This window comes from Pseudomonas sp. WHRI 8519 (assembly GCF_040224055.2).
In the GTDB taxonomy this organism is placed as follows: Bacteria; Pseudomonadota; Gammaproteobacteria; order Pseudomonadales; family Pseudomonadaceae; genus Aquipseudomonas; species Aquipseudomonas putida_X.
The window spans coordinates 1,539,344-1,566,020 of record NZ_CP167996.1; the positions used below are offsets into that span (position 1 = coordinate 1,539,344).

The 26,677-nt window shown below is 55.7% G+C and carries 19 protein-coding genes; 9 read left to right on the forward strand and 10 right to left on the reverse strand.

Translation table 11 applies throughout. The features are described from left to right. Positions 1-24 precede the first annotated feature (24 nt). The 10 genes from ABRP30_RS06970 to ABRP30_RS07015 all read right to left on the reverse strand — a co-directional run bounded on the left by ABRP30_RS06970 (position 25) and on the right by ABRP30_RS07015 (position 14,981). Complete coding sequence (locus ABRP30_RS06970; RefSeq protein ID WP_349976070.1) at positions 25-408, reverse strand: hypothetical protein; 384 nt, start codon at positions 406-408, stop codon at positions 25-27. A gap of 73 nt (positions 409-481) precedes the next feature. Then, on the reverse strand, positions 482-1,645 hold the full coding sequence (locus ABRP30_RS06975) for a nucleotide sugar dehydrogenase (RefSeq protein WP_349976071.1): 1,164 nt from the start codon (positions 1,643-1,645) through the stop codon (positions 482-484). Positions 1,646-1,735: 90 nt separating this feature from the next. After that, complete coding sequence (locus ABRP30_RS06980; protein ID WP_349976072.1) at positions 1,736-4,453, reverse strand: glycosyltransferase family A protein; 2,718 nt, start codon at positions 4,451-4,453, stop codon at positions 1,736-1,738. Between the two features lie 76 nt (positions 4,454-4,529). Further along, positions 4,530-5,816 (reverse strand): methyltransferase FkbM, encoded by a 1,287-nt coding sequence (locus ABRP30_RS06985; RefSeq protein WP_349976073.1) that lies wholly within the window; start codon positions 5,814-5,816, stop codon positions 4,530-4,532. 89 nt (positions 5,817-5,905) lie between these two features. After that, positions 5,906-6,361, reverse strand: coding sequence for a hypothetical protein (locus tag ABRP30_RS06990; protein WP_349976074.1), 456 nt, complete (start codon positions 6,359-6,361; stop codon positions 5,906-5,908). Next, entirely contained in the window at positions 6,351-7,400 is a 1,050-nt protein-coding gene (locus ABRP30_RS06995) for a hypothetical protein (protein WP_349976075.1), read from the reverse strand. Before ABRP30_RS06995 ends, ABRP30_RS06990 begins: the two co-directional genes overlap by 11 nt. A gap of 88 nt (positions 7,401-7,488) precedes the next feature. Then, entirely contained in the window at positions 7,489-9,930 is a 2,442-nt protein-coding gene (locus ABRP30_RS07000) for a glycosyltransferase (RefSeq protein ID WP_349976076.1), read from the reverse strand. Beyond that, complete coding sequence (locus ABRP30_RS07005) at positions 9,930-12,488, reverse strand: glycosyltransferase (RefSeq protein WP_349976109.1); 2,559 nt, start codon at positions 12,486-12,488, stop codon at positions 9,930-9,932. Before ABRP30_RS07005 ends, ABRP30_RS07000 begins: the two co-directional genes overlap by 1 nt. Positions 12,489-12,633: 145 nt before the next feature. Then, on the reverse strand, positions 12,634-14,082 hold the full coding sequence (locus ABRP30_RS07010) for a DUF4214 domain-containing protein (protein ID WP_349976077.1): 1,449 nt from the start codon (positions 14,080-14,082) through the stop codon (positions 12,634-12,636). A gap of 17 nt (positions 14,083-14,099) precedes the next feature. Beyond that, the gene (locus ABRP30_RS07015) at positions 14,100-14,981 is read right to left on the reverse strand and encodes a hypothetical protein (protein WP_349976111.1); all 882 of its coding nucleotides are present in this window, start codon (positions 14,979-14,981) and stop codon (positions 14,100-14,102) included. 565 nt (positions 14,982-15,546) lie between these two features. On the opposite strand from ABRP30_RS07015, the gene ABRP30_RS07020 reads away from it, so the two are divergent. From ABRP30_RS07020 to ABRP30_RS07060, 9 genes are all read left to right on the forward strand, one after another. Beyond that, positions 15,547-17,358, forward strand: a complete 1,812-nt coding sequence (locus ABRP30_RS07020; RefSeq protein ID WP_349976112.1) for a type I secretion system permease/ATPase — start codon at positions 15,547-15,549, stop codon at positions 17,356-17,358. Between the two features lie 12 nt (positions 17,359-17,370). Next, positions 17,371-18,696 (forward strand): HlyD family type I secretion periplasmic adaptor subunit, encoded by a 1,326-nt coding sequence (locus ABRP30_RS07025; protein WP_267821906.1) that lies wholly within the window; start codon positions 17,371-17,373, stop codon positions 18,694-18,696. Next, positions 18,693-20,150 (forward strand): TolC family outer membrane protein, encoded by a 1,458-nt coding sequence (locus ABRP30_RS07030; RefSeq protein ID WP_349976078.1) that lies wholly within the window; start codon positions 18,693-18,695, stop codon positions 20,148-20,150. The genes ABRP30_RS07025 and ABRP30_RS07030 overlap by 4 nt, the downstream gene beginning before the upstream one ends. 265 nt (positions 20,151-20,415) lie before the next feature. Next, positions 20,416-21,447: a GDP-mannose 4,6-dehydratase gene (gene gmd / locus ABRP30_RS07035; protein ID WP_241802931.1), complete on the forward strand. Its 1,032-nt coding sequence runs from the start codon at positions 20,416-20,418 to the stop codon at positions 21,445-21,447. After that, entirely contained in the window at positions 21,447-22,343 is an 897-nt protein-coding gene (locus ABRP30_RS07040; RefSeq protein WP_267821909.1) for a GDP-mannose 4,6-dehydratase, read from the forward strand. Before gmd ends, ABRP30_RS07040 begins: the two co-directional genes overlap by 1 nt. Then, positions 22,340-23,485, forward strand: a complete 1,146-nt coding sequence (locus ABRP30_RS07045; RefSeq protein ID WP_349976079.1) for a glycosyltransferase family 1 protein — start codon at positions 22,340-22,342, stop codon at positions 23,483-23,485. The genes ABRP30_RS07040 and ABRP30_RS07045 overlap by 4 nt, the downstream gene beginning before the upstream one ends. Next, the gene (locus ABRP30_RS07050) at positions 23,482-24,612 is read left to right on the forward strand and encodes a glycosyltransferase family 4 protein (RefSeq protein WP_349976080.1); all 1,131 of its coding nucleotides are present in this window, start codon (positions 23,482-23,484) and stop codon (positions 24,610-24,612) included. The genes ABRP30_RS07045 and ABRP30_RS07050 overlap by 4 nt, the downstream gene beginning before the upstream one ends. A gap of 58 nt (positions 24,613-24,670) precedes the next feature. Beyond that, positions 24,671-25,639, forward strand: a complete 969-nt coding sequence (locus tag ABRP30_RS07055) for an SDR family oxidoreductase (protein ID WP_349976081.1) — start codon at positions 24,671-24,673, stop codon at positions 25,637-25,639. After that, the gene (locus ABRP30_RS07060) at positions 25,636-26,640 is read left to right on the forward strand and encodes a glycosyltransferase family 4 protein (protein ID WP_349976082.1); all 1,005 of its coding nucleotides are present in this window, start codon (positions 25,636-25,638) and stop codon (positions 26,638-26,640) included. The genes ABRP30_RS07055 and ABRP30_RS07060 overlap by 4 nt, the downstream gene beginning before the upstream one ends. Positions 26,641-26,677 lie beyond the last annotated feature (37 nt).

The following is a 26,677-nucleotide window of genomic DNA, read 5'->3' on the forward strand; positions in this document are numbered from 1 at the left end:
ATTAATAGGTTGTGGTCTCGACACTCAAGGCCGTTGACCATCATGGTTTACTTGCATCAAGTCGCGTGCCCGATCCAGAAGGCCCTCCGTACGTGCTAGCGCCGCTATTAATTCACCACAGAAGTTATGATAGGCTTCAATTTGCTCTTGCGCGTGAAGTAATTGGTCAATGATAATCTGTTCATGGGATAAGGATTCACTGTGGGAGCAATCAAGCATTGCCAGATCTTGATTTTTTTTACTTGGATGTACGGAAATAGAGTTTTCAAATTGTTCTTGAAGCTGAAAGAGGCTACTTCTAAGCATTTCATTTTCTTTGAAAATCTCTTGAGCATTGGCGAAATAAGAATTCTCGCCTGAATGAGAGGTGTTGTGCTCGGGTAATTCTTGAAGAGATATGATAGACATTTCACATTCTCGCGAGTTTTGAGATTAGCATAGACGAAATACAAACTATTTAACCTATGCTCCAGCGTTAGGCTTAATCTTTTCCAAACAGGTCACGAGTATAGACCTTGTCGGTATATCCTGAAAGCTCAGCGGTTATTCTATTTGCCAATATGACATCCGACTTATTGACGAATTCGTCAAAGTCGTTCACGATTTTAGAGTTGAAAAAAGTTGCATCAGATAGTGTCGGTTCATAGACTACTACCTGAATGCCCCTTGCTTTAATTCGTTTCATAATGCCTTGGATTGAGGAGGCGCGGAAGTTATCAGAGCCTGCCTTCATCACTAAACGGTATATGCCGACTACCTGTGGCTCTCGCTTGATGATCGAATTTGCAATGAAATCTTTTCTTGTCGTGTTAGAGTCGACGATAGCTTGGATTAAGTGTTGTGGTACATCTTTGTAATTGGCCAATAATTGCTTTGTGTCTTTCGGGAGGCAATAGCCGCCGTAACCAAATGATGGGTTGTTATAATGGGTGCCGATGCGAGGGTCTAGGCCCACGCCTTCTATGATTTGTCGACTGCTTAGGCCGTGAGACTCTGCGTAACTATCTAGCTCATTAATATAAGCGACACGCATTGCAAGATAAGTATTTGCAAAAAGCTTAATAGCCTCTGCTTCCGTTGAGTTTGTAAATACAGTCGCAACGTCCTGTTTTATCGCGCCCTGTTGTAGCAGTTTCGCAAATACTATTGCCTCGCCGCTTGTATCGCCTATTACTATTCGACTTGGATAAAGGTTGTCATGTAACGCTTTGCCTTCTCGCAGGAACTCGGGAGAGAAGATGATCTTAGTTTTATATTTTTCTCGAATCCGTTCAGTGAATCCTACCGGAATCGTAGATTTTATGATAATGGTTGTGTGTGGATTAATGCTTACTATATCATTGATAACTGATTCGACAGTTGAAGTGTCAAAATAGTTGGTGTCTGGATCATAGTCAGTAGGGGTGGCAACAACAACATATTGAGCTTTTTCGTAGGTTTCATGTTTGCAGGTTGTTGCTCGAAAATTTAAATCTTTATTTTTTAGATAGTGGCTTAGCTCGTCATCTGCTATTGGCGATATTTTATCATTCAACATTTGAACTTTTTGTTGAATAATATCAAGCGCGACAACCTCGTTATGCTGTGCGAGCAAAACCGCGTTCGATAAACCTACATACCCGGTGCCCACAATTCCAATTTTCATTACATTGTCCTTAAGTTGTTTGTCCGTAACAAGGCTGATAAGCTAGATCAACAGTTTAGCTAATTTTCGTCAGACAAGATCTGGTGGCCGTTACACAGTACGTGTAAATGGTAAAAGCGCATGCCATCGTGAATAGCTAGCCTTATAGTGGCTAAGTTTATAAGCCTTATTTAGTGAGGAGGTTTTTTGTTTTGAGTTGCTATGCCAATCCAGTGATAGCAGCATCAGCCGCTTGTCTTCGAAGATTGCATCGGTTCCATAAAAACGCTTTATCCTAGCTTTAAACTCCATGTCACCTCGCGTTGCAACTGCATCAAATTCTCCAATATCTTTGAAGATCCTTGACTTAAACAAACTAGTCATAGGTCCATGCCCAATGAATTCTCCGTGGTTCTCTAGCTTCAAAGCACCTTCGGAGGTGATGCGTACGTGGCGAGCATAAGAACAAACAAGCTCAGGAGATTGGATACTATCAATCTGTAGTTCAAGTTTTTGAGGATGAGCCCAATCATCGGCGTCTTGAATTACATAGTAAGCGCCTGAGATCTGATTAAGAGCTACATTTCTGCACCCATACGGACCTTCATTTTTAAGATTACGGATTACAGTTGTTTTAATGGTTGGGTTAAGTGCTAGGTAGTTTTCTACGGGTATTTCGCTGCAGTCATCTATAATGAATATCTCAATATTGGGATACGTTTGGTTGCAAATTGAATCGTAGGCATACTGCAACGTTTTTTCTGCATTATACGCTGCAATAACTACACTGCAGAGGCCGTGATTTTCTGAGTAGTAGTGTTTTGACGCTGATTTGATGCCTGTAAAAAATGATCCTTTTTTCGCGTGGCGTGTAATTTGCGTCATGCCGCAACTCTTAAAGTATACATTGAGTGCGGTAATCAAGTGTTGGCCGTTAGGTTTTGACTGTCGGCGAAGCTCAGCTATTCTAAGAGCATGCTCAGATTCGCTGAACTGATAAATGTCTAGAGATTTGATCAGTAATTCTACTGGCTTTTGTTGATTAAGACTATTTTCGGTCATCAACGCGTCTAAAATAATGCGTTTGACGCCAATTTCAATAGACGGATCCTGAAGGACTGCGAATCTTTTGGTCGGTAGAATTCGAGTTCCATGCTGTAAAGCGACTCGTAATACTTCAGTTAGATGTTTAACTTTGTTTTTTGTCTTGTATTTGCCATTGATAACATGCAATAAGGATTGTTCATTATCGTCGGAATTTTCCAAAGAGTCATAGAGCGCCTTCAGAAACGCCGTAGTATGGCTAGGGCTGGTTATTGCCAAAGAGCATTTCAGAAGCCTATGTCTTGACTCTGAGTTTTCGTCAATAGCGGCTTTGAGGAGATTATGAATTAAATCATGATCTAAATCGTAAAGGATTTTGTCAGAGACGCATGGAACTATCAGATTGCTCTGGCCAGTTTTGAGGGAAGCCCGGAGCACTCTTTCAAAATTTTTACCGTAGACGTCTTGTGAAAGAAGTAGTTCCACGACCTCTAGTGTTAAAACTATTTCGGGATTTTGACTTTCTAGGGTATACGATTTCAAAGCTGACAGGTTCCAAGCTGCAACTTCGCGGTCGAAAGTGGGGTGCTCTATCTCGGACCCATCTCCGCGGATCAAGCTATTTGCTATAAGCCAAGATGGTTCAGGTAGCTCAGGTTCGGATGAAATAACCCACCTAGCGAGTGTGGCTGCATGTTTCAGATATACTTCATCGCTGTGCGGAAATATACCGGCGCACTTAAAAAAGTCGCTATGCGGATTGTGAATGTGTTTGTTTGTGACATGTGTTAGAGGAAGCTTGCTAATGAAGTGCAGGAAATCACTTGCGGGAGGTTGTAACGCGATATTTGCATGTTCAACGGCTTCTTGAATGAGATTGACGCCCCATGGACTATTTTTGACTAAATAATTATCATATGGGGTCGAAGATGATTTAGTCTCATGATAGATGGTGTCGCTGCGATCATCTCGTTCATATTCTTTCAACCAGTCTTGTGGTCTGCGAATACACAATGCTGGGATATTTTTTTGCTTCAAGTAAGAGCCGAAGTATAGGTCCGCCATTCCTGTTGCAGTGAAATGAGAAAAAGGCGGCTTTATTTTTCCAGTATAAAAACCTGTTGTTCCAGTGCCTAAGACTGACACGGGAGTGTCCCAGGCAAGCTCTCTCTCAAAGTTAAATGTAATGCGCTCAAAGAACGACTTTGGCATAGGAGCATAGATAACTCCGTGGATCCCCACGGCAACATTGTTTGAATTGTCGCTCAGCTTTTGAGCTAATAAATTAAAATAACCTTGAGGATATCGGATATCATCATCAAGTGTGAAGTAGTAAGAGTCATTATCTACGTGATTTAGACCGAAAAATTTTCCGTTATCACGCTGGTCTCCGTGCTCCTGGCTTCTGTAAATATGGATCTTATCCTTGTACAAAAACGCAGGCACTGTAGTGTAGTTATTAAGGAAAATATGAATTTCGTCAACTTGCGGCAAGATGTCCTGGATAACTTTTTCCAGGGTCGGGATGCGGCTAGGCATCGAAGCTATGCCTGCAATATATTTCTTATCACTCTTTTTAGTTGCGAGGCCCCGGCTGTCAAAGTAGGCATGCGACCAAGCAGGGGTTATGCTTCCCTTATGGCTGGACAAGCTCTCTTGGCACTTAAATATATTGTAAGATAAAAGTTGGGCATCAATTACTCTTGATGCGGCTTTATAATGGTTTAGAGCCGTGTTGTAGCGCTTTTGAAGAAATGCTTTGTTACCGCTTGTGATGTGTTTCATTTTGTCTGACTCGAATCAGCTAAAGCCGTATATTATGCCCGTAGCGACGCTTCGCGAAGTCGAAGGCGGCCTTGATTTAGTTTGCTAGGATGGTTTGAATTGATATCAAACAAGCGTCCTTTTCCATTTTTCTTGTTTCAAGCGTATAACAATAGCGGTTGTCTTGCTCCAAGATGTCGCTCCACATTTTTACGATCTCTTTTTCATCCGGTCGAGCATAATCATCTAGCAATAGATCAAATTCAGAATTTTTAAAATGCTCTAGAATAATTGGAAGTGCCGGATATCTAGCATGTTTTCCTGTTCGCGCTGGAGGGCCATCTACCAATACTAATATTTTGGTTGGAGCGTCTGGTAAATCTGCTGCGAAATCTTTAAGGTGCTGGCTACAACTGTAATACTGGTAACTCCCACTTGGGAAAGTTTGCTTTGTTAGTGGGGCGAGGATTACCTGAGTATTGTGTTTGGGCTGGCTGCCGTTTAACTCATAAATGGTTTTAGTATGAAATTTTTCGAGATGCTCAAATGCGATGTGTTTCGCGAGGGTTTGATTTGTGTTCTGATTGATTTTTTTTGAATGCAGCGCTTGTGCGATTATAATCGTCGACGTGCCCGAGCCGAACTCAATAATCGCATCATAATGATTTTTCTGAATGAGACTAATCAGCCAGAATGCCAAATCAGGACTGATAGGCCATCCGTGCATCTGTGGCAGCATTTCACCGTGGTTAATATAATTCTGAATCCCGATAAATGCTTCGAGCTGACTTGCGTGATTTAATAGTTCACTCTTCAGCAAGGTAGTGAAGCTCTCTCGAAGCTTCTCAAACATTAGAGGTTGCTTATCAATTTTATCAAGAATTTGAGTTGCAAGTAGCAAGTTGTTGTTCGCGTTTTTTTCAAGCCACCGAACTGTGGGCTGAAAGTTGGGGGTATCCTGACAACCTGATGAAAGATGATGCGCCAATTCGTTAATTTTATTGCTAACGGTTGGGGTGTTGCCGATCACTGGTGCTGAAGCTAGTGCCGCATCAATGTGGTGCAACGCCTTATCAGTCTGTCCACTCAAGTGAAAAGCACGTGCAAGCTCATAGTGGGCATCTGTTATTAGTAAGCTTTTGGCAAAATTTCTCACATTTGAATCCACGCAAGCTGCATAGATTAGGCTTTTAGCGACGTTGCTGTTTCCAATTTGCAAATGGCCCGAGGCTATAAGCACCGCAATTTTTGATCGCTCTGGATGCAGCGCGATACTGGAAAGTTTTGTATTTGCAAGAAGTTCATAGGAGCCATTTTGCCACCAGCTGACCAGGTGTTCCATGTTCTTTATGTCGTATTGATCTGATTCGCGTTGGTTGTTCATGATTTTGTCGACATCCTCAGATGCTTTTTCGGGAGAAAAGTCAAACAAGCTTTTGTTAGACGCTTGAGGATGCTCGAATCCATCATCAATTAGTCTCGTAAAAAAAGCTCTTTAAGCAATTCGAGTTGGCTTTCCAGCTTGATCAGTGACTCTTGTTGCTGTTGCTGGCTCAAAATGTAGGCCTCTACCTGGCTTTTCATCGATTCGAGGATCATGCTTTTCGAGTTTACTTCTACTTGAAGAACTCTTATTTTGTCTTTTCGTTCTATGGATGTAGCTCTAGAAGATTCAAGCTCGACTGAAAGGAGTCGTTTCTCCTCGCTGCACTCTTGATATTCTGCTTTGACTCTGGCGTTGTCGCGCTTTAGCTCTTCTACAAGGATTTCTAGCCTAGAAATCTCCTTAATATAGTCATCCCTAGCACCATCCTGAATCTTGCTATTTTTCCGTGGTGTAGTGTCTATATTAGGGTTAGATTCACCATCGCTGATCACTTTCGAGTTATCAAGATCTACGTTAAGTGTTCCACAATTTTTATCGCTCATGCTTCACGCCTTTGTCGTGCAGCTCAAGATTGGCTAATAGCTTTTCAAACTCATCAAGTTTATGTTTGAATTCTTTCAGTTTCGGCATTCCGTGAATAAATTTTGGTGATTCTTGTTGAGCGACTAATAGACTGTCCAGTAGCTCTTTGGCAAGGGTTCCCCCTGCATTGCTTTTAACGGCATGACGCAACATTGATATTGCTTCGTGCTTCATTCCGCTCGAGAGCAGGGTGTCGACCTTAGTAGAAAGCTCTTTTTCTTTCAGCTCCTTCAGTTTGCCGCGTAAATCCTCTGTGCTAGGCTGAAGGCTAATAGCAATTTTCAAAGCCTTTATTGCATCGCCAAAGCTACCCTTTTTGGCCAGAATGTTACTAATGCCTATATGTGCCCAATGAAAGCTGAAGTCAAGAGATGCTGCGTTTTTGTAGAGATTTAATGCCTCGTCAATATCACCAGTTGCAACTTTGTTTTCGGCAAGCTTGCATTGGCACAATGCATTAAGGCCAATGACCTTGTTTAAGGCATTCCAAGCAAAGTTGGCGTCCTGAATCTTTCCAGTCTCTTGTGCTAAAGATCCCAAGTCATATGCGGCAATCAATCTTTCACTGATGGTGGTCACTGCAGGGTTGTGAGAACTATTTAGCATTTTATGCAATGATTGAAAACCTTCGCTGCGAGGTATTTCATCAAATTGAGATAATGCTTTTTGCGGGCCGAACGTGATCGGCCCACCCAGCAGCTGTACTCTGTTGCGGGCATCTCTCGCTGTAAGTTGATGCTGATTTCCATCAAACAACTCTTTAGATAGCCGCAGCTTAAATCCATGGTTGCCGTCGCCGATTCCCAGTTCGTCTAGGTCACTGCGATATTGATCCGCTGATCCACTAGCAACAACACTTCCGTTGCGTACTATCTCGATCATGACCTTCTGGCTGGGCGCCGCTTCGTCGAAAGCCCATCCATAAGTGTAGCCATCCTTTGCGTAATCTAAATGGCCGATTATAGGCTGGTTTTCAGAGGGGTTTAGAATCGGATTCATTTTGCTTTCCTTCAAGGCCATAATCGTAGAGTCCATGCCCAGCTATTATGACGAACGACTTTTACCTTCCTCTAACTCCCCGGGGTGGCTAGAGATATATTTTAGTTAGATTTTGCTTTTCGCGTGTTAGAGTCCGCTCAAAAAAAATGCAACCGCTTCGTTTAGCTTGAGGTTTCGGAGGGAGTGCTAAACCACCGTAGGGAGTGCTGAGATAATCGTGACTGAGAGCCGGATGATAGTGTTTATCTACCTGCGCAGCAGAGGACCACTGTTCAATGAATTCATTTTGTTCACGCTGGCCCCTTGAGCGCCGCTCAGAGGTGATATCTTTGCCGCGACTGGCAGATTCAGCATGAACTAATATTGCATTAGCACTCCAAACTAAATGCATATCTTGCTGGTTGATCCGTAAGCATAGATCGACATCATTGAATGCCACGGGGTAAGCGATTTCGTTCAAGCCACCCACCGCTTCAAACGTTGATTTACGCAATAACAGGCACGCTGCGGTCACGGCGCTCTGTCGGCGAGTGACTTGGTTCAACCCCAAATATCCCGAGTCTCGCTGCTCGAGATTATTTCCCGTATGCGCTGCGAGACCATTTACGCCTACTACCACGCCGCCATGTTGGACCATGCGGTTTGGCCACAACAGCTTCGCACCTACTGCGCCAACTCTTGGCCGAAGCAGTTGGGCAAGCATCTCCTTAAGCCAATCGCTGTCAATAACCTCGATGTCATTGTTGACGAGGCCGATCACTTCACCCGTGGCAATACCCGCCGCACGATTATTAATGGTCGAGTAGTTAAACGGGTAGGGGTGTGTCAGTACGGTCACACCGCGTGCCTTGATATCCTCGAAATAAGACAAGGTGTCGGGGTCGCTCGACTCATTGTCGACAACAATGATTTCGAGGTTTGGATAATCTGTGTCGTTTAACAACCCTTCAATACACGCGTGCAACAGCTTGAATTGGTCCCGGGTGGGTACGATCAAGCTCACCCGCGGCAGTTGCTCTGGCAGAGGCCAATGCGCCCTGAGCAGTGCGGGGTAGTCCTCCACACGGCTCACTGTCGTGTCTGGGGCCAATTCTTGGCAGAGCCACTCGATGGCACGCAGTCGTTCGGACGATGGCTCTGCCTGCTCGGGGCTGGCTGGCGCATTGTTGGTACGGTGGTAAAGCACTCGGGGCAAGTGCACCACACTCGCGTTGCTCTCTAGGGTGGCCAATGCAATCGCGGCAACCAAGTCATGCCAGCCTACCGCAGATTGTTCGGCACGCGCTGTCAACAGATTCAATGCCTGCTTGATGATGTCTGCGCCGAATATTGCTCCTGGAGTGAAGATATCCGCACCGATGAAGAGGTCAATGTCCCACACTGGCTTCAGCCAAGGGAGGCTGCGCTCACCTTGTGGGCCGTCACGATCGCAGTCTGCAAATGCCCAGGCACTGCCATCGTCCAGCAACGCACAAAGGTGCGCGAGGGCCAACGGGGCCAAGCGATCACCTGCCGCCAAAGGTAGAATTCGATCACAACCCTCTGCCAACAATTGCTGCACGGCGGGTGCCAAATCGGTAGGGGAGGCGATGGCGACTTGATGTACGTCTGCACGGTCTGCACCCAGGCTTTCAAGGCTGGCCTTTTCCTGCGCGCAATCACCTGCGCTGATGATCAGCAAGCCGACCTTGCCTTGCATGGCAGGCTTTTCCAGGCCTTCCAAGCGCTGGAACGCCTCGAACCACTGCGGGTAAAGATGCCACCCTGCGCTTTTGGGCAAGCGCATTGACTGCTCTTTGGCCACTTCAGTGAGCAGGGCGATGGTTGCCGGATCCTGCTTCGCATCCAGCTGCCGAATCAAACCCTCTACCCCTTCCGGCCAGCAGCACAGGCGAATCGGGCTGCCGGCAAGCGGTTGCCCGCGATCATCGACTACATCCAGCACATGCACCTTGCCATCGGCCAACTCCCACGGCAGGTCAATGGCAAAGCCGTGATCACTGGTATCGCGATACGCCAGTGCCTGGTTATGCACATTGCAAGTCGCAGTGCAGATGACCTGATTCCCTTCGCGCACAGTCACTTCAACATGACGGCGTGGTGATTGCGGGTCCCATGACCAGCCACCTACGCGTAGACCACCGGTGTGCCACACCTGCGAGGTAATGGCCGAAGCTTCCTGGCTGGGAGCAGCAGGCAAATGTACCTGGCCTTCCAGCTCGAATGCCTGGTTGGCGATGCGTGCCGTAATCACTCGCGCTTCGTCCAGCCAGCTTTTGCGCAGCTGAACGGTGAACCCATGGAACTGATCACCCACTGGGGCGAGTGGTTCGTATTGGTCTGCACGCGCCAAGGCGACGGTCGCGCCGTCGATGAATACTTCCACCACCGGGCGCAGTTCCGGCTGGGCGGTATCGATTGCCCAGCCTTGCAGCACATCCCCCTGCAGGCCAATGATGGCCCCGGTGTAACCGTTAAGTTGGACGGGTTGCTGGCCCGCCTGGGGCTTTTCCAAGAGGTCTTGAGTCATCAGGCTTGGCTCAGTGAAAAGGGTAGGGAAGTGGTTGGGCTCGCGCCGGCTTCGGCGGCCAGCGGGCTTGGGCTCGCAAACAGCGGGGCGGCCAGTTCGTCGGCCAGCAGCGCTGCCTGCCAGTCGGCGCCGGGGGCGTCATCCAGGCTTAGCACGCCGCCACAGCCTGCAGCTACGGCGCGTTCGGCCAGGCTGAAACCGTGCAGGGCCGGCAGCCGGTAGACGGCGCCCGTAGCCTGGAGTGCCTTAAGCCAAGGGCTGTCGTCTTTGGCCAGTAGTACGAGCGGCAACTGGTCGCTGATGATCTGTCGTGCCAGGGCCAGCCAGCGTTGGGCAATTGCCGGGTTGCTCAGGCTGTCACCAATCAGCAGCACGCGTGGCGTATCTGCCGAGACTGGTGGGTGTTCGGTAGGGCCTGGCAATACGAGGTTCGCCTTGGGTAGAGCCCTGGCGTAGTCGCGGTGCAAGGCTTGCCATGGCAGCTGTACGCTTGTGGCATTGTGAGCGAAGTGCTGCCAGTCGAACGCTTCATCCTGGCTCAGCAGCCGGCTATCGCGGCAAATGATGCTGTAGGGCATGCCCAGAAGGGCAGGTAGCTCGCACAGGGTGACGGGGCAGCGCGCCAGTTGCTGGTAAGCGATACCGTTCAGCGGCAGCAGGCGCAGTGCCTCGACCAACTGGGGGTATTCGCCCGGCAGTTCGAAGTCGAGGGTCAAGGGCAGTGGCTGCAGTGGGGCTTGCAGGGTCGCCCAGGTGCGATGGTGCTCATGGCGCCAGGCGAGGTTGAATGCCGCGTCGCTGTGTGAGCCGTTGTGGATGTGCAGCGTTTCGCCGGGGCTGGATGTTGCGCATTGCTTGAGGGGGGATGGGGCGGCTGAGGGCCTCATCGCCGGCAAGCCGGCTTCTATAGTGGGCTGGCGGGGTTGGGTTGGCCAGTGGGCTTGGCGGGCATCGGGGGTCAGGCTGGCCAGCTTGGCCAGGCGCGCTTTTTGTAATGCTTGGCGGGCCGGTTTGATCGGGTCGCGCAGGCAGAAGGTGTTGTAGCGGGCGGAGGCGTCTGGGTAGCGTTTGCGCAAAATGGCGTTGTTGTGCGCCACGCGCAGGGCCTTTTCGGCGCCGAACGAGATGCCGCCCTGGTGCGCCACGAACACATTGGGCGCGCCCATGTGCCGCCAGCCGTGCTCGCGGGCGCGCAGGCACCAGTCGGTTTCTTCGCCATAGCCACGCGCAAGGTGGACTTCATCCAGGTAGCCCACCTGGTCCAATGCCTCGCGCTTGATGTACAGGCAAAAGCCACAGCCGGTTTCTATTTCCATTGGCGGGCTGTCGGTTTGGCGGGCCAGGTCATCCAGTTCGGCTTGCGCTTTGGGGCAGGGCATGGCGTGGCTCACCCGGCTCTGCGGGAAGCTCATCAACTCGCCATTGTTGGTGAACGGGGTGACCGAGGCGATGCTGGCATCGCTGTAGGCCACCTGGCGCAGGCGGTCGAGCCAGGCGCCATGCACGCGGGTATCGGCGTTCAGCCACACCACGTCCTTGTTCGGGCTCAGGGCCATGGCGCGGTTCATGCTGCGGATGAACCCAAGGTTCACGGCATTGTGCACCAGGGTGATCTTACCTTTGGCGGCCAGCACTTTGAGTGCCTTGGCCAGGGCGGGCACGGGGGTCTGGTCTTCGATCACCACCAGCCGGTGCGCGGTGCGGTTGAGCTTGCGCGCCTCCAGTGCGCTGTTGATGCATTCCAGGGTTTCGTTGAGGCCGTCATACACGGGGATCAGCACGTCGACTGGCTGCTGTTCGCCGCCGCCGTTCACGCTGGCGGGCGGCACGAATGCCGGCATCGCGAAGACGGGGCTGCCGAGCAGTGCAGTGCCGTTGGCGAAGCGCAGGTGTACTGCCGCAGTCACGTTCGGCACGCTCACCCGCAAGCCGCCATGGGTGGCAGGCAGCCCGGCGGCGCTCAGCAATGGGTGCTGGGCAGTGGCCTGGGTGTCGAACTGCTTGCCGTTGGCTTCGATTTTCAGTGCTGCCGGTGCCTGCAGGTTGGCCAGGTCTATGGCCCAACCTTGTATCTCCCGCTGTTCGGGCAGGTAGCGCACCACGCCGACCGTGCCGGGCGCGTCAGGTTGCGCGGCCAGCAGCTTAAGCACCTGTGCCAGTTCCTGGCCGGTGTGAATGTCAGGCAGGTGGGCAAGCACCATGCGGCGCAGTTCGGCGGGAGTTTCCGATTGGCTGCGTGCTTGCCACAGCGTCATGCGCAGGGCGAGGTCATTGGGCTGGGTTTTCCAGGCCGTGGTCAGGTAGCGCGTGGCGAGTTTGAAGTGCTTTTGCGCCAGCAGGCTGCGGCCGATCAGGGCGTGGATGTCCGCCCGGTCGGGTAGTGCCTTGGCGGCATTGGCAAAGAATAAAAAGGCCAGCTCAGGCGTTTGCGGCAATGCCGCGATGCCTTTCCACACCAATGCTTCCGGCCGGTACTCGGCGGTTTGCATGGCACGCTCGAGTGCAGCAGCCGCTAGGCCCTGCTCGTTGGCTTGGCGATGGCGGTGGAACATGTCCATGAGCGTTTCTCGCCCATGGTCGAGGTGTCTGGACATAAGCTTGGCTTGGCTACAAAAAATAAAAAGAGGGGCGACCCGAAAGTCGCCCCCTTTTGCATGCACCCCGCCCTGCGGCGGAGTGAATGCCTGGCTACAGCAGGGCTAGTTACACCTGGCCGTGCAGTACAACGACGTTGTCGATGTTTGCAACAGCTTCGTTGGAACCAACGATGCCGATGGCCACGTCGGCGTGCGAAGCGCCTTGGGCGATCTGGGCAGACCAGTAGTCCTTCTCGCCTTCTTCCGAAGCACGGTCCAGAGCGGACTGGTACAGCGACTCGATGAAGTCGTTGTTGGCTTTAACGCCAGCTTCGTCCGAGGTGACGATGTCTTTGGCAACATCGGCACGGCTTGCGCCGTTGAACAGCGAGGATACCCAGAAGTCCAGGTCCTGTTGCTCAGCTTCGCGGCCCAGTACGTTGGTGTACAGGTCACGGATGAAGTCGCCGTTCGAAGCGTCCAGGGTCTGAGCTTCGCTGGAAACAGCGATAGCAGCAGCCACGTCAGCCAGCGAACCACCGTTGGCCAGCATGTCGGTCCAGGTGCTTGCACCCGAATCGTCAGCAGCACGGCCCAGCAGCGCCTGATACAGCTCGTTCACGTCGGTAGCGTTGTTAGCGCCGGCGTATTCGTTCGAGTTCAGGAACTCGTTGGCGATGTCGGTCAGCGAAGTGCCGTTGTTGACTTGGCCAACGAAGGACTTGGCGCCTTCCAGGTCTGCGTCACGGTCCAGTACGCCTTGGAACAGGCGCAGTGCAGCGGCTTCAGCATCGCTGTAGGCCAGAGCAACGGTCTCGACTTCTTCGCCGTTGACGAAGGTCAGGAACTCGGCGTTCGAGATCGAGGCAGTCTGGTTGCCGGTCAGGGTAACGTTGAAGTTGGCGTTGGTGGCGAACGCGTAGTCTTCACGCGAGCCGTCCAGCTGAACCACGTCGTAGCCAGCGCCGGTGTCGACGATGTCGGTGTGGTCTTCACCGCTCAGCACGACAGTGTCGTTGCCCGAGCCAGTTTTGACGTTGTTGTTGCCAGCGCCAGCGATAACGGTGTTGTTGCCGTTGCCGGTCACGATGGTGTCGTTACCGTCACCGCCGTCGATGAAGGTGTTCTGGTCGCCATTGACGGTGATTACGTCGTTGCCGTTGCCAGTGGTGACAACCAGGCCGATTTCGGCGTTGGCGTCAGCGGCTACAGCTACGTCGGCTGCCAGGGCAGCGAAGGCGGCTGGGGCAACGTTGCCCGACTGGCCTTGCAGGGTGACGTTCAGGCTGGCATCGCTTTCCAGGATGTAAGCGCGAGCGCCGGCAGCTTCAGCTGCGGACAGGTCCAGAGTGACCAGGTCGGTGGCAACACCGGCGATTTCGCCGGTAACAACGTCAACGGCGCCGCCAGCTGGCAGCTCCAGGTTCACGCCGTCGAAGCTTGCAACGTTAACGGTTGCGCCTTCGGCTTCCAGGCCCAGCAGGGAGCTGATCGCGTCAACAGTGCTGTCGGACAGGGTGGTAGCGGCCAGGAAGGTCTGGAACTCGGTGGACGAGACGGGGCTATCGTATTGCATGGTGTATTCCTGTTACTTCAAGCCAATTGGCTTGTTGCACTGAGGTTCTGCGGTTGCGCAGAGTTTTCCCACGGAGACTTAGAGCGGGCAGCGTTCATCTTCGTAACGGGAGTAACGGCGATATGCAGCGCCACCAACGGCTCGTTGCCGGTGGGGCCATGCATCATCTGATTGGCGAGCAGGCGTTGTGGCTCGGCATTGCCGAACACGATAAGGCCTGTCAATTCGTAGTGTTTGCGCAGCGGCCCAACCAGGCTGAAGCCCACGCAGATCAGCGGCAGGCCTTCGCCTCGCGCGCCAACGAAGGTGCCGGTGGACACATTACGGCTGGGGCCGGAGCCGGCCACCATGCAGGTGTAGAGCAGGTCGACGCCATCCGGCTTGTTCGGCCAGTTGATAGCGAAGCTCTCGATGAATTCGTCGCTGCCGGGCGTGCCGATGCGGCCTTCGCTCGAAACCACTTCGCCTGATTTTTGCAGGTGCGCGGTGAGCTCGAAGGCGGTGGGGCTAGCGGTTGCGGTAAGGCTGGGGGCAGGCTCGCTGCTGGCCACCACGGCAAAAGTGCGCATGATGGCGGGCGAGGTGTCGATGCGGTCGATGCGCAGATCGACCGGGTCGATCACGTCGTCGAACATGTGGTATTCGGTGATCAGTACGGTGGTCACGCCACCTTTGACCCGGGCCACGATGGTGTCGCCCAGTTTGGTCAGCATGTTCTTGCTGACGCCCTCGGCGGGGAAGAAATCGACCGAGCCTTTGCCAAGCGGCGCCTGTTGCAGCGCAATGCACACGGGTTTATCGGCCGGTGGCTGCGAGGCATAACGGAAGATGTACATGCCCGGCTCCAGCAACGTTACGCGGGAGCTGATCTTCAAGCCATCGAGAGGCTGGGAAGGCATAGACATGGCGTTGTTAAGCTCCTTTTAAACGAAACACCGGTAGCTAACTTGCTCAAACCCGTGCGTACACCAAAACGGCCGGTAAAGGCTCCTTGCGAGGACCGAAGATGAAGGGATGGGATAATGTTGTCAACTCGCAAAGGTAAAAAAAATTTCACTGAAAAACTGAACTAAATCCTCGGGTTAGCGCTCGCAGGCCACGCAGGGCGCAGGCTGAAGTGACTGATGGGTCTGTGATCAATGCGGTTTTTTTTCATTAAAATCAATGACTTGATGGCTCTGTTGTTTCTGGAGTCAATTTTTAATTTGCTCTGACTTTGGTGCGGCAGGCTGCCGCAGCCTGCGTTGCCGTTGGTCGTTTTTAAAGAAAGGCATGGCCTTCTGCCGCGTAAGTAAGCAGTGACGCAGCTTTTTTATGCCTTTTTGTTGACTTACATCAGGGTTTTTTCATAAACATGGCGTTTCGTCGGCTTTGTCTGCACCTGGCCTCTTGATAGGGCAGGCTGCGTTCTTCTCGGTGGGTGTTACACTGCCCGCCGCTTTTGTCATTCTCAGTATGGATACCATGAGTTCACAATCCGAAAATAACCTGCAAACCGCACTCAAAGCCTGTAAAAGCAGCTTCATTTCGGTCGGTTTCTTCAGCTTCTTCGTCAATGCCCTCACACTGGTTCCCACCCTCTTCATGATCCAGGTGTCGGGACGGGTGGTGCCGTCCAGCAGTACGTCTACCTTGCTCATGCTGACGTTGATCATGACGGTCTTGATAGTGACCATGGGTGCGTTGGAGTGGGTCCGGTCACGGATCATGGTGCGCATCAGCAACCGGTTGGACGTGATGCTGAGCCGAGATGTTTACCGAGCAAGCTTCAAGCGCGCACTTACCAGCGGTGGCGGAGATGCAACCGCTCAGTCGTTAAGTGACCTGACTTCGCTTCGTCAGTTCTTTACCGGTCCCGGGCTCTTCGCATTTTTCGATGCCCCATGGTTTCCGATCTACACCGTTGTCATGTTTCTGTTCCATCCCTGGTTTGGTTGGATGACTATGGCCTGCGGCTTAGTGCTCACTGTACTGGCTGTGGTGAACCACCGAGTAACGGGGCAGGCGCTGGCCAGTGCCAATAAACAGAACGTTGCCTCCAACCTGGTTACCACTAAGACCTTGCGCAACGCCGAAGTTATCGAATCTATGGGAATGCTGGATACCCTCATGAACCGCTGGGCCAAGCGCCAGCGGAGTATCATGATGCTTCAGTCTGAAGCGAGCGATAAAAGCGGGGCCATCAGCTCTACATCTAAAACGTTCCGTATGTGGTCGCAGTCCATCATGCTGGCTATCGGCGCGTACCTTGTGGTCACCCACGAGATCAACCCAGGCCTTCTTATGGCGGGTTCCCTGCTACTCGGGCGCGCGCTTGCCCCGATCGATCAGATGATTAGCAGCTGGAAAGGGTTTGTCGCCGCCAAGGTTCAGTACGACCGCCTGAACAAAGTTATGGACGACCTCAACAAAGAGCCGGAGCGCATGCCACTGCCTGCCCCGGAAGGCCACATTCAGGTGGAAAACCTGATTGTCGCGCCGCCAGGCGCCAAGGCTCCGGTACTGCGCAGCATCAGCTTCGTGGCGCCAGCCGGCTCGGTCGTCGGCATCGTTGGCCCGAGCGCTGCGGGCAAGTCGACCTTGGTGCGTGCGCTGATGGGCATTTGGCCGCCCCAGCACGGCGTGGTGCGCCTGGATGGCGCCGACATCTCGACCTGGGACAAGCAGGCCCTAGGCCCGTACGTCGGCTACCTGCCGCAGGACATCGAGCTGTTCGAAGGCAGCATCAGCGAAAACATCGCCCGCTTCGACAAAGTCGACCCGGAGAAGGTGGTGCAGGCGGCGCAGATGGCCGGTGTGCACGAAATGATCCTGATGCTTCCGGACGGCTACGACACCGTGATTGGAAGCGACGGTGTCAACCTTTCTGGCGGCCAGCGCCAGCGCATCGGCCTTGCCCGTGCCATTTATGGCAACCCGCGCCTGATCGTGCTCGACGAGCCCAACTCCAACCTGGACGATGTGGGCGAGCGCGCACTCGGCGTAGCCCTGCAAAAGCTCAAGGAAACCGGCGCCACGGTGTTCATCGTGTCGCACCGCCCCAACATCCTCACGCGCCTGGACCGCATCCTGGTCATGGCCGGCGGCACCATCTCGATGTATGGCGAGCGTGATCGTGTCATCGCCGAGCTGGCCGCGCAGCAGGCCAAGGGCCAGCAGCGCGTTGCTCAACCGGCTGCGCCGCAACCTCCCGCAGTCGCGCCCACCGCGCCTCGCCCCGCTCCCCCTGCGGCTCCTGCCGCTGCGCCCGTCACCTCGACCAGCACTGGCGCATAAAAGGATTTTTTGATGAGCAGCAAAGCAATCACCACGTTCGACCACAATTTCGATGACATGCCCACCTCCGATCGCGGTATTCGCCGCATCGGCCTGACCATCGTTTTTGTTACCTTCGGCATTTTTGGCACCTGGGCAGCGGTCGCCCCTTTGAGCAATGCCGTCCACGGCTCTGGCGTTGTCACCGTGCAGAACTACCGCAAGACCGTTCAGCACTTGGAAGGCGGTATCGTCAAGGAACTGCTGGCCCGTGACGGTGACCTGGTCAAACAGGGCGACCCGCTGATCGTACTGGATGAAGCTCAACTAAGTTCCGAGTATGAGTCCACCCGTAACCAGCTGATCGTGGCTCGCTATAAAGAAGCGCGTCTGCGCGCCGAGCGCGATGGGTTGCAGGCTATCCCGCCTGTAACTATGGAGGGCACCGATTCGGACCGTGCCATGGAAGCCCTGGCAGGTGAGCAGCAGGTGTTCAAGGCGCGGCACGATGCGTTGCAAGGCGAGATATCGGTCAACCGCGAGCGCATCGAGCAGATGAAGCAGCAGATCGCTGGCCTCAATGACATGATTCGCACCAAGCGCAACCTGGAAAAGTCCTACACCGGTGAAATCAAGCAGCTCAAAGAGCTGCTGGCCGAAGGCTTCGTCGACAACCAGCGCCTGCTTGAGCAGGAGCGCAAACTCGACATGCTCAAGACCGAAGTGGCCGACCATGAGTCGACCATCACCAAGACCAAGCTGCAGATCGGCGAAACCGAGCTGCAGATTGTGCAGTTGAAGAAGAAATTCGATTCGGATGTGGCCGACGAGCTTTCCGAAGTGCAGGCCCAAGTGTTCGACCTGCAGGAAAAAGAAGCTGCGCTGCGGGACCGCCTGTCGCGGGTGGTGATCCGCGCGCCGGAAAGCGGCATGGTGCTGGACATGAAGGTGCACACCATCGGCGGCGTGGTCAGTGCGGCTACGCCACTGCTCGATATTGTCCCTGCCTCTTCGGAGCTGGTGATCGAAGCCAAGGTCGCGACCAAAGACATCGACCGCCTCGAACTGGGCAAGACGGCGGATATCCGCTTCAGTGCCTTCAACCAGGCAACCACCCCGGTTATCGAAGGCACGCTGATCCGTATCTCCGCCGATAGCCTGACTGAGGAACGTACCGGGGACCCGTACTACCTGGTCCGGGTGAAGGTTACTGAAGACGGCATGAAAAAACTCGGCAACCGCAAGCTGCAACCGGGCATGCCAGCTGATGTCCTGATCAACGCAGGCGACCGCACCATGCTGCAGTACTTGCTGAAACCGGCGCGCAACATGTTCGCCGAATCGCTGATCGAGGAATGATTGTGCTGCGTTTGCTACCGGGTGTTTTGATTTGCATGACCGCTTGGCAGGCGATGGCGGTGGAGTCCCAGGGCGAAATGCCAAGAGGTGTTGCCGCATCGACCTACGCCCTGGACCTCGCAGGGCTCTACCGCGAAGCCCGTCTGGAAGACCCTCGCGTGCTGGCTGCCTACGCCCGGGCGCGTTCGGCGGCCGAGCAGCAGCGTGAAGCCTTGGGTGGCTTGCTGCCGCAGGTGTCGGCCAACGCCAACTCCAGCCGTGTGTTGCGCAAGAACGAACTGTCGCGCGACATTTATAACAACGAAACCTACTCGCTCAGCCTGACCCAGTACCTGTACAACAAGCCGGCCTGGGAGCGTTACCAGAAGTCCAAGAGCGTCAAGGCCCAAAAAGGCCAGCAGGCCGAGGATACCTTGGCCGAAGCGACCGTCGACCTGGCCAAGCGCTACTTCGTTGCCCTGGCGGCAGACGATGAGCTGGCGCTGGTGCAGGCCGAGCGCCGCGCCACGCAAAAGAACCTTGACCGCGTCAGCATGATGTTCGACCGGCAGATGGCTAAGATCACCGACAAGCTCGACATGCAGGCGCGTGTCGATTCGCTGGCGGCGCAAGAGGTCGACGCACGCAACCAGGTGCAGGTCAGCCGTGAGGCATTGGCCGAGATTGTCGGGCGGCCAATCAATGAACCGCTGAGCCGGGTGCGAAATGATGTGGCACTGCAGGCGCCGACGCGCCCGCTGCAAAGCTGGATTACCCAGGCGGTTGAAACCAACCCGATGCTCAAGGCCTCGCAAAGCGGCGCCGAGGCGGCCAATGCCGCGGTGCGTGAGGGCAAGGGCGAGCATTATCCTCAGCTGTCTTTGAGTTTGAGTGCACAGCAAAGTGACCAAGGGTACGACAACACCCAGGCGCCGCGCAGCGACAGTTATGTGGCCACGCTCGGGGTGAAAATCCCAATCTATAGCGGCGGTTCCACTTCTGCCCGGGTGCGGGGGCTGTATGACGAGCAACTGGCGGCCGAAGAGCAGATGGAAGGCATTCGCCGCCAAGTGGTCAAAGAAACCACCACGGCGTATCTCACTGCCCAGTCCAGTGTCGAGAAGATCCGCGCCAACCGTAATGCGTTGTCCTCAGCGCAGAAGTCCAGCGTTGCCGCGCAAAAGGCGTTCACCTACGGCGTGGTCAACGCCGTGGATGTGCTGACGGCCGTACAGAACGAGTTCAAGGCGCGGCGTGATCTGTTGAGATCGCAATATGATTTCATTACCAACCTGTTCCTGCTCAATCGCTGGGCAGGGGAGTTGAATCAGGAAAGCGTGGACAACGTGAACGTGTGGTTGAGCCCGGTGCCCGAGACGAGCTTGCCTGGTGGCGATGTGGCCCGTGTTGATGGCGCGGCTGCTGCGCGGCCCGTGGCTGGTAAGGCGGTGCAGGGTGCAACTGCGCTGAATTGAGCGCAGGAGTGGGTGAGCGCCGCCCGCGCGGCGCTCGACCTCGTAGGCCCTGCAAAATCCCTCGCCAGGTACCTGCCCCACCCACCACGCCTATCGCCGGGAAAAAACTACCGGCTGCCCAACACAAGCTTTTTCTGAGTCGAGCACATCGCCCAACAGATGTATACTCCGTCACCGAACCTTAACGTGCGCGCGGCAGGAACAGCCCGCGCCGGTCTAATAATCACACATGCCCGCACGGCACTATCGGAGTTGGTTAAGTCGCATGAAAGCAATCGTCACTGGGATCACTGGTCAAGACGGCGCCTACCTGGCGGAACTGCTGCTGGAAAAGGGCTACACGGTCTACGGCACCTACCGTCGCACCAGCTCGGTCAACTTCTGGCGCATTGAGGAACTGGGGATCCACACCAACCCCAACCTGCACCTGGTCGAGTACGACCTCACCGACCTGTCGGCCAGCATCCGCCTGCTGCAAACCACCGAAGCCACCGAGGTGTACAACCTCGCCGCGCAGAGCTTCGTTGGCGTGTCGTTCGAACAGCCGCTGACCACCGCCGAAATCACCGGCCTGGGCGCGGTCAACCTGCTCGAAGCCATCCGTATCGTCAACCCGAAAGTGCGCTTCTACCAGGCCTCCACCTCCGAAATGTTCGGCAAGGTGCAGGAAATCCCGCAGGTAGAAACCACCCCGTTCTACCCGCGCAGCCCCTATGGCGTGGCCAAGCTGTACGCTCACTGGATGACCATCAACTACCGTGAGTCGTACAACATCTTCGCCACCAGCGGCATCCTGTTCAACCATGAGTCGCCTCTGCGCGGCCGTGAGTTCGTGACCCGCAAGATCACCGACTCGGTAGCCAAGATCAAACTCGGCCTGCTCGACAAGTTGGAGCTGGGCAACCTCGACGCCAAGCGCGACTGGGGCTTTGCCAAGGAATACGTCGAAGGCATGTGGCGCATGCTGCAGGCTGACGAGCCAGACACCTTCGTGCTGGCCACCAACCGTACCGAAACCGTTCGTGACTTCGTGACCATGGCCTTCAAGGCAGCAGGTATCGAAATCAACTGGAGCGGCAAGGACGAGGCAGAGCAGGGCACCTGCGCCGCCTCCGGCAAGGTACTGGTCGTGATCAACCCGAAATTCTACCGCCCTGCCGAAGTGGAGCTGCTGATCGGCAACCCGGCCAAGGCCAAGGAAGTGCTGGGTTGGGAGCCAAAAACCAGCCTGGAAGAGCTGTGCCGCATGATGGTCGAAGCCGACCTGCGTCGTAACGAAAAAGGGTTCTCGTTCTGATGCAAATGGCCAGTAAACGCGCGCTTATCACAGGGGTTCAGGGGTTCACGGGCCGCTACATGGCGGCCGAGTTGCGAGCCAGTGGCTATGAAGTAGTCGGTACGGGCAGCCAGGTGCTGGATGCCCCGGACTACCACCAGGTCGATCTCACCGACGGCCCGGCCTTGCGCGCGTTGCTGGCCGAAGTGCAGCCGGATGTCATCGTGCATCTGGCTGCCATTGCGTTTGTCGGGCACGGCGCAGCCGATGCGTTCTACCAGGTCAACCTGGTCGGCACGCGCAACCTGCTCGAAGCCATCGCAGCCTGCGGCAAAGCACCCGACTGTGTGCTGATTGCCAGCAGTGCCAACGTATATGGCAATGTTTCCGAAGGGATGCTGGGCGAGCAGACGCCGCCGGCGCCCGCCAATGATTACGCGGTCAGCAAGCTGGCCATGGAATACATGGCGCGGTTGTGGTTCGACCGTCTGCCAATCGTCATCACGCGCCCCTTCAATTACACCGGTGTTGGGCAGGCAGAAAACTTCCTGCTGCCCAAGATCGTTTCGCACTTCAGCCGCAAGGCAAGCACCATCGAACTGGGCAACCTCGACGTATGGCGCGATTTCAGCGACGTGCGTGCGGTGGTGCAGGCTTACCGCGGGCTGATCGAAGCGCGCCCGCTGGGGCAGACGGTGAACGTCAGCTCCGGGCAAACCCATTCGCTGCGCGAAGTCATCGCCAAGTGCTCGGCCATTACCGGGCATCAGATCGACGTACAGGTGAACCCGGCTTTTGTCCGCGCCAACGAGGTCAAGACCTTGTGCGGCGACAACAGCCTGCTGCGCAGCCTGGTACCCGGCTGGCAAACCCCGACACTGGATGAAACCCTGGGTTGGATGCTTGCGGGTAAATGAAGCTCATCCTTTCCGTCGAGCCGATCCGCTTCCCGCTGACCGGCATTGGACGCTATACCTACGAACTGGCGTCGCGGCTGCAGAACAGTAGCGAGATCACCGACCTGCAGCTGTTTGCCGGTCGGCGCTTCCTGCCAGGCTTGCCCCAGCCGTCGGACCAGTCCGATGCCGTGCATGGCCTCAAGCGTTTCGTGCAGAAGAACGCCTTGGCGGTCGAAGCGTATCGCCGGCTGATGCCCTTTTTGCGCAAGCGGGCCTTGCAGGGCTATGAGCAATTCATCTACCACAGCCCCAACTACTACCTGCCGCCCTTCGCCGGCCGCAGTGTGGCGACCTTCCACGACTTGTCGCCATTCACCTGGGCGCACTGCCATGCGCCGCAGATAGCGCGTTACCTGCAAAAAGAGCTCACGCTTACCCTGGAACGCGCCGATGCGTTGATCACCGATTCGCACTACACCCGTCAGGAGCTGGCCGATTACTTTGCCTGGCCCATTGAGCGGATCCACGCGGTGCCGCTGGCCAGTTCGCCAGAGTTCTACCCGCGTAGCCCCGACATGCTGCGCGAAACCCTTGCCCGGCACGGCCTGGAACCGGGCGGTTACAGCCTGTTCGTGGGCACCATCGAGCCGCGCAAGAATATCGAAACCTTGCTGGACGCTTACGGCAGGTTGCCGCTGGCGCTACGCCAGCGCTGGCCGCTGATGCTTACCGGCTACCACGGCTGGCGCAGCGAAGCGATCCACGCCCGTATCGCTCAGGCGCAACAGCAGGGCTGGGCCCGTTACCTGGGGTTCGCTGCCGCCCAAGACCTGCCCTTGCTGTTTGCCGGGGCCCGGTTGTTCACCTTCCCGTCGCATTACGAAGGGTTCGGCTTGCCCGTGCTCGAAGCCATGAGCTCCGGGGTGCCGGTGGTGTGTTCCAACAGCTCTTCACTGCCTGAAGTGGCAGGCCAGGCCGCCTTGATGTGCGCGCCCGACGACGTGGACGGGCTCACGGCGTTGTTGCAGCGCGGGCTTGAGGATCAAGCCTGGCGCGCGGCCGCGGTAGAGCAGGGGCTGCGCCATGCCGGCGGGTTTTCTTGGGAGCGCTGCACACAAGCCACCCTCGAGGTTTACCGCAAAGTCAGGGAAGGGCAATGATCAAGGTTCTGCATTTTTTCAAGACCTACTACCCCGACTCCATGGGCGGTATCGAGCAGGTCATTTTCCAGATCGCCGAAGGTTGCCGAGCCGAGGGTATCGATTCGCAAGTGCTCTACCTCAGCAACCGTGGGGCGGCGCGCAACCAGCCGGTGGCCAACCACCTGGCCCACCGCGCCAAGCTTGACCTGCACGTGGCCTCTACCGGCTTCTCGCTGTCGGCCCTCAAGGACTTCACCGAGCTGGCCAGGGAGGCGGATATCGTCCATTACCATTTCCCCTGGCCCTACATGGACCTTGTGCATTTCATGGCACGGGTGAACAAGCCGTCCGTGGTGAGCTACCACTCGGATATCGTCAAGCAGAAGTGGTTGCTCAAACTCTATCAGCCTTTGATGCACCGTTTTTTCCAGAGCGTGGACCGGGTTGTCGCATCGTCGCCCAACTATGCCGCGCATAGCCCGGTGCTGACGCGCTTCAAAGACAAGGTCTCGATCATCCCCTATGGCCTGGACCGGTCGACCTACCCCAAGGCATCCGCGCAAAAGCTGGCGTACTGGCGCGCGCGGTTGGGTGAGCGGTTTTTCCTGTTCGTCGGCGCGTTGCGCTACTACAAGGGCCTGGACCACTTGCTGCAGGCCGCGCAACTCAATGGCTTGCCAGTGGCGATCATGGGCGGCGGCTTCCTCGAAGGGCAGCTCAAGCAGCAGGCCGCCGAACTGGGGTTGGACAATGTGCACTTTCTCGGCGGCCTGCCCGATGAAGACAAAGCCGCGCTGCTGGAGCTGTGCTACGGCTTCGTGTTCCCGTCGCACCTGCGCTCCGAGTCGTTCGGCATTTCGCTGCTGGAGGCGGCCATGTATGGCAAGCCGCTGATTTCTTGTGAAATGGGTTCGGGTACCACGTTCATCAACCTGGCCGATCAGACCGGGCTGGTAGTGCCGCCACGGGATGCCACGGCGTTGGCACAGGCCATGCAGCGCCTGTGGGACACCCCAGCCATGGCCCAGGCCATGGGGGCCAAAGCGTTGCAGCGCTATGAAGAGGTCTTTACCGCACCTTTGATGGCCGCCTCATACGCTGAGCTTTACCGTAGCCTGTTACAAGGCAGGCAAGGCCCCGCCTGATTCCCAGGGGCCGTTTGCACTTGCACTATTGTTACGCCTGCGGGCTGGATGTTCACTCATGGATAGACAAACCATTCTCGTCACCGGCGCCAGCGGTTTTGTCGGCAGCGCGCTCTGCCACAGGCTGGCTTCAATCGGCGTGTACGCCCCTCGGGCGGCTTTGCGCCGTGCTGGGACGGGGCCGGCGGACATACCGGCGGTCAACGTAGGCGACCTGGCCGCCACGACGGATTGGGCTGAAGCCTTGGCCGGGGTGGACGCCGTGGTGCATGCCGCCGCGCGCGTGCATGTCATGAAAGAAACCGCCGCCGATAGCCTGGCCGCGTTCCGCCGGGTCAATGTCGAGGGCACGCTCAACCTCGCCCGGCAAGCAGCAGCGGCGGGTGTACGGCGCTTCGTGTTCATCAGCTCGGTCAAGGTCAACGGCGAGGCCAGTATTCCGGGCCAGCCCTTGCGTGCCGATGATGCAGCCATGCCGCTGGATGCCTACGGCATTTCCAAACATGAAGCGGAGCAGGGGTTATGCCAGGTCGCCGTGGCCACCGGTATGGAGATCGTGATTATTCGGCCGGTATTGGTCTATGGCCCAGGGGTCAAAGCCAACTTCCACAGCATGATGCGCTGGGTGCAGCGCGGGGTGCCGTTGCCATTGGGGGCTGTCGATAACCGTCGCAGCCTGGTCTCGGTGCAAAACCTCGTAGATCTTGTGGTTACCTGCATCGATCACCCTCAGGCCCGTAACCAGACTTTCATGGCCAGCGATGGCGAGGATGTGTCCTTGAGCGAGCTCTTGCGGGCCTTGGGGCGTGCGCTCGGCCGCCCGGCGCGGCTGTTGCCGGTGCCCCCGGCCCTGCTCCAGAGCGCTGCCAATCTGGTTGGCCGGCACGACCTGGCCCAGCGTTTGCTAGGGTCGTTGCAGGTAGATATTGCCAAGAATCAGCTGCTGCTGGGCTGGCGCCCCCCGTTCACCTTGCAGCAGGGGCTTGACGCCACCGCCCGCGCTTTTCTGGAAGGCCACCGCCCATGATATGGCTGATTATCGCTGCTGGCCTCATTTCACTTGCCCTGACCGCTGGGCTTCGGCGTTACGCGCTGGCGCGCAGCTTGCTGGACATCCCCAATGCGCGCAGTTCGCACTCCTTGCCCACGCCACGCGGTGGCGGCCTGGCGTTCGTCATTACATTCCTGGCCGCCCTGCTGGTGCTGGGGTGGAGCGGGGTGGTCCCGTTCCGATTGCTGGTCGGCCTGCTCGGGGCCGGGGGGTTGGTGGCGCTGATCGGCTTCATGGATGACCACGGGCATATCGCCGCACGCTGGCGCTTGCTCGGCCACTTTGTAGCGGCCGCCTGGGGGTTGTACTGGTTGGGGGGCATGCCTGCGATTACGCTGTTCGGCCTACCGCTGGACATTGCCTGGCTGAGCGCTATCCTCGCCGCGTTGTACCTGGTCTGGCTGTTGAACCTCTATAACTTCATGGATGGCATTGACGGTATCGCCAGTATCGAGGCCATTTGCGTGTGCCTGGGTGGTTGCCTGCTCTACGCGATTACCGGTAACCCACAGGCGATCGGGTTGCCGTTGCTGCTGGCGGCGACGGTGGCCGGTTTCCTGGCCTGGAACTTCCCCCCGGCGCGGATCTTCATGGGCGATGCCGGCAGTGGTTTCCTGGGTATCGTACTGGGCCTTCTGGCACTGCAGGCAGCCTGGATAAACCCGCTATTATTCTGGGGGTGGTTAATACTTATGGGTGTGTTCGTGGTCGATGCCACGTTCACATTGGGGCGGCGCCTGTTGCGGGGCGAAAAAGTCTATGAAGCCCATCGCAGCCATGCCTACCAATATGCGTCACGGCAGTACGGCAGCCATCTACCCGTCAGCCTGGCGGTGGCGGCCATCAATATCGGCTGGTTGCTGCCCGTGGCTGCAGCCGTGCTGCTGTTCAAGCTTGATGGCGCAGCGGGAACCTTGATTGCCTACGCGCCTCTTACACTGCTGGCGATCAAGTATCGCGCAGGCGAACGCGAATAACATGGCCAGAGTGGGCTGGGGCATATGTGGCTTAGGA

Excerpts from the sequence above, each read along its gene's own strand:
- ABRP30_RS06970 (WP_349976070.1), bottom strand. The coding sequence starts at position 408 with ATGTCTATCATATCTCTTCAAGAATTACCCGAGCACAACACCTCTCAT.
- ABRP30_RS06975 (WP_349976071.1), bottom strand. The coding sequence starts at position 1,645 with ATGAAAATTGGAATTGTGGGCACCGGGTATGTAGGTTTATCGAACGCG.
- ABRP30_RS06980 (WP_349976072.1), bottom strand. The coding sequence starts at position 4,453 with ATGAAACACATCACAAGCGGTAACAAAGCATTTCTTCAAAAGCGCTAC.
- ABRP30_RS06985 (WP_349976073.1), bottom strand. The coding sequence starts at position 5,816 with ATGAACAACCAACGCGAATCAGATCAATACGACATAAAGAACATGGAA.
- ABRP30_RS06990 (WP_349976074.1), bottom strand. The coding sequence starts at position 6,361 with ATGAGCGATAAAAATTGTGGAACACTTAACGTAGATCTTGATAACTCG.
- ABRP30_RS06995 (WP_349976075.1), bottom strand. The coding sequence starts at position 7,400 with ATGAATCCGATTCTAAACCCCTCTGAAAACCAGCCTATAATCGGCCAT.
- ABRP30_RS07000 (WP_349976076.1), bottom strand. The coding sequence starts at position 9,930 with ATGACTCAAGACCTCTTGGAAAAGCCCCAGGCGGGCCAGCAACCCGTC.
- ABRP30_RS07005 (WP_349976109.1), bottom strand. The coding sequence starts at position 12,488 with ATGGACATGTTCCACCGCCATCGCCAAGCCAACGAGCAGGGCCTAGCG.
- ABRP30_RS07010 (WP_349976077.1), bottom strand. The coding sequence starts at position 14,082 with ATGCAATACGATAGCCCCGTCTCGTCCACCGAGTTCCAGACCTTCCTG.
- ABRP30_RS07015 (WP_349976111.1), bottom strand. The coding sequence starts at position 14,981 with ATGCCTTCCCAGCCTCTCGATGGCTTGAAGATCAGCTCCCGCGTAACG.
- ABRP30_RS07020 (WP_349976112.1), top strand. The coding sequence starts at position 15,547 with ATGAGTTCACAATCCGAAAATAACCTGCAAACCGCACTCAAAGCCTGT.
- ABRP30_RS07025 (WP_267821906.1), top strand. The coding sequence starts at position 17,371 with ATGAGCAGCAAAGCAATCACCACGTTCGACCACAATTTCGATGACATG.
- ABRP30_RS07030 (WP_349976078.1), top strand. The coding sequence starts at position 18,693 with ATGATTGTGCTGCGTTTGCTACCGGGTGTTTTGATTTGCATGACCGCT.
- gmd (WP_241802931.1), top strand. The coding sequence starts at position 20,416 with ATGAAAGCAATCGTCACTGGGATCACTGGTCAAGACGGCGCCTACCTG.
- ABRP30_RS07040 (WP_267821909.1), top strand. The coding sequence starts at position 21,447 with ATGCAAATGGCCAGTAAACGCGCGCTTATCACAGGGGTTCAGGGGTTC.
- ABRP30_RS07045 (WP_349976079.1), top strand. The coding sequence starts at position 22,340 with ATGAAGCTCATCCTTTCCGTCGAGCCGATCCGCTTCCCGCTGACCGGC.
- ABRP30_RS07050 (WP_349976080.1), top strand. The coding sequence starts at position 23,482 with ATGATCAAGGTTCTGCATTTTTTCAAGACCTACTACCCCGACTCCATG.
- ABRP30_RS07055 (WP_349976081.1), top strand. The coding sequence starts at position 24,671 with ATGGATAGACAAACCATTCTCGTCACCGGCGCCAGCGGTTTTGTCGGC.
- ABRP30_RS07060 (WP_349976082.1), top strand. The coding sequence starts at position 25,636 with ATGATATGGCTGATTATCGCTGCTGGCCTCATTTCACTTGCCCTGACC.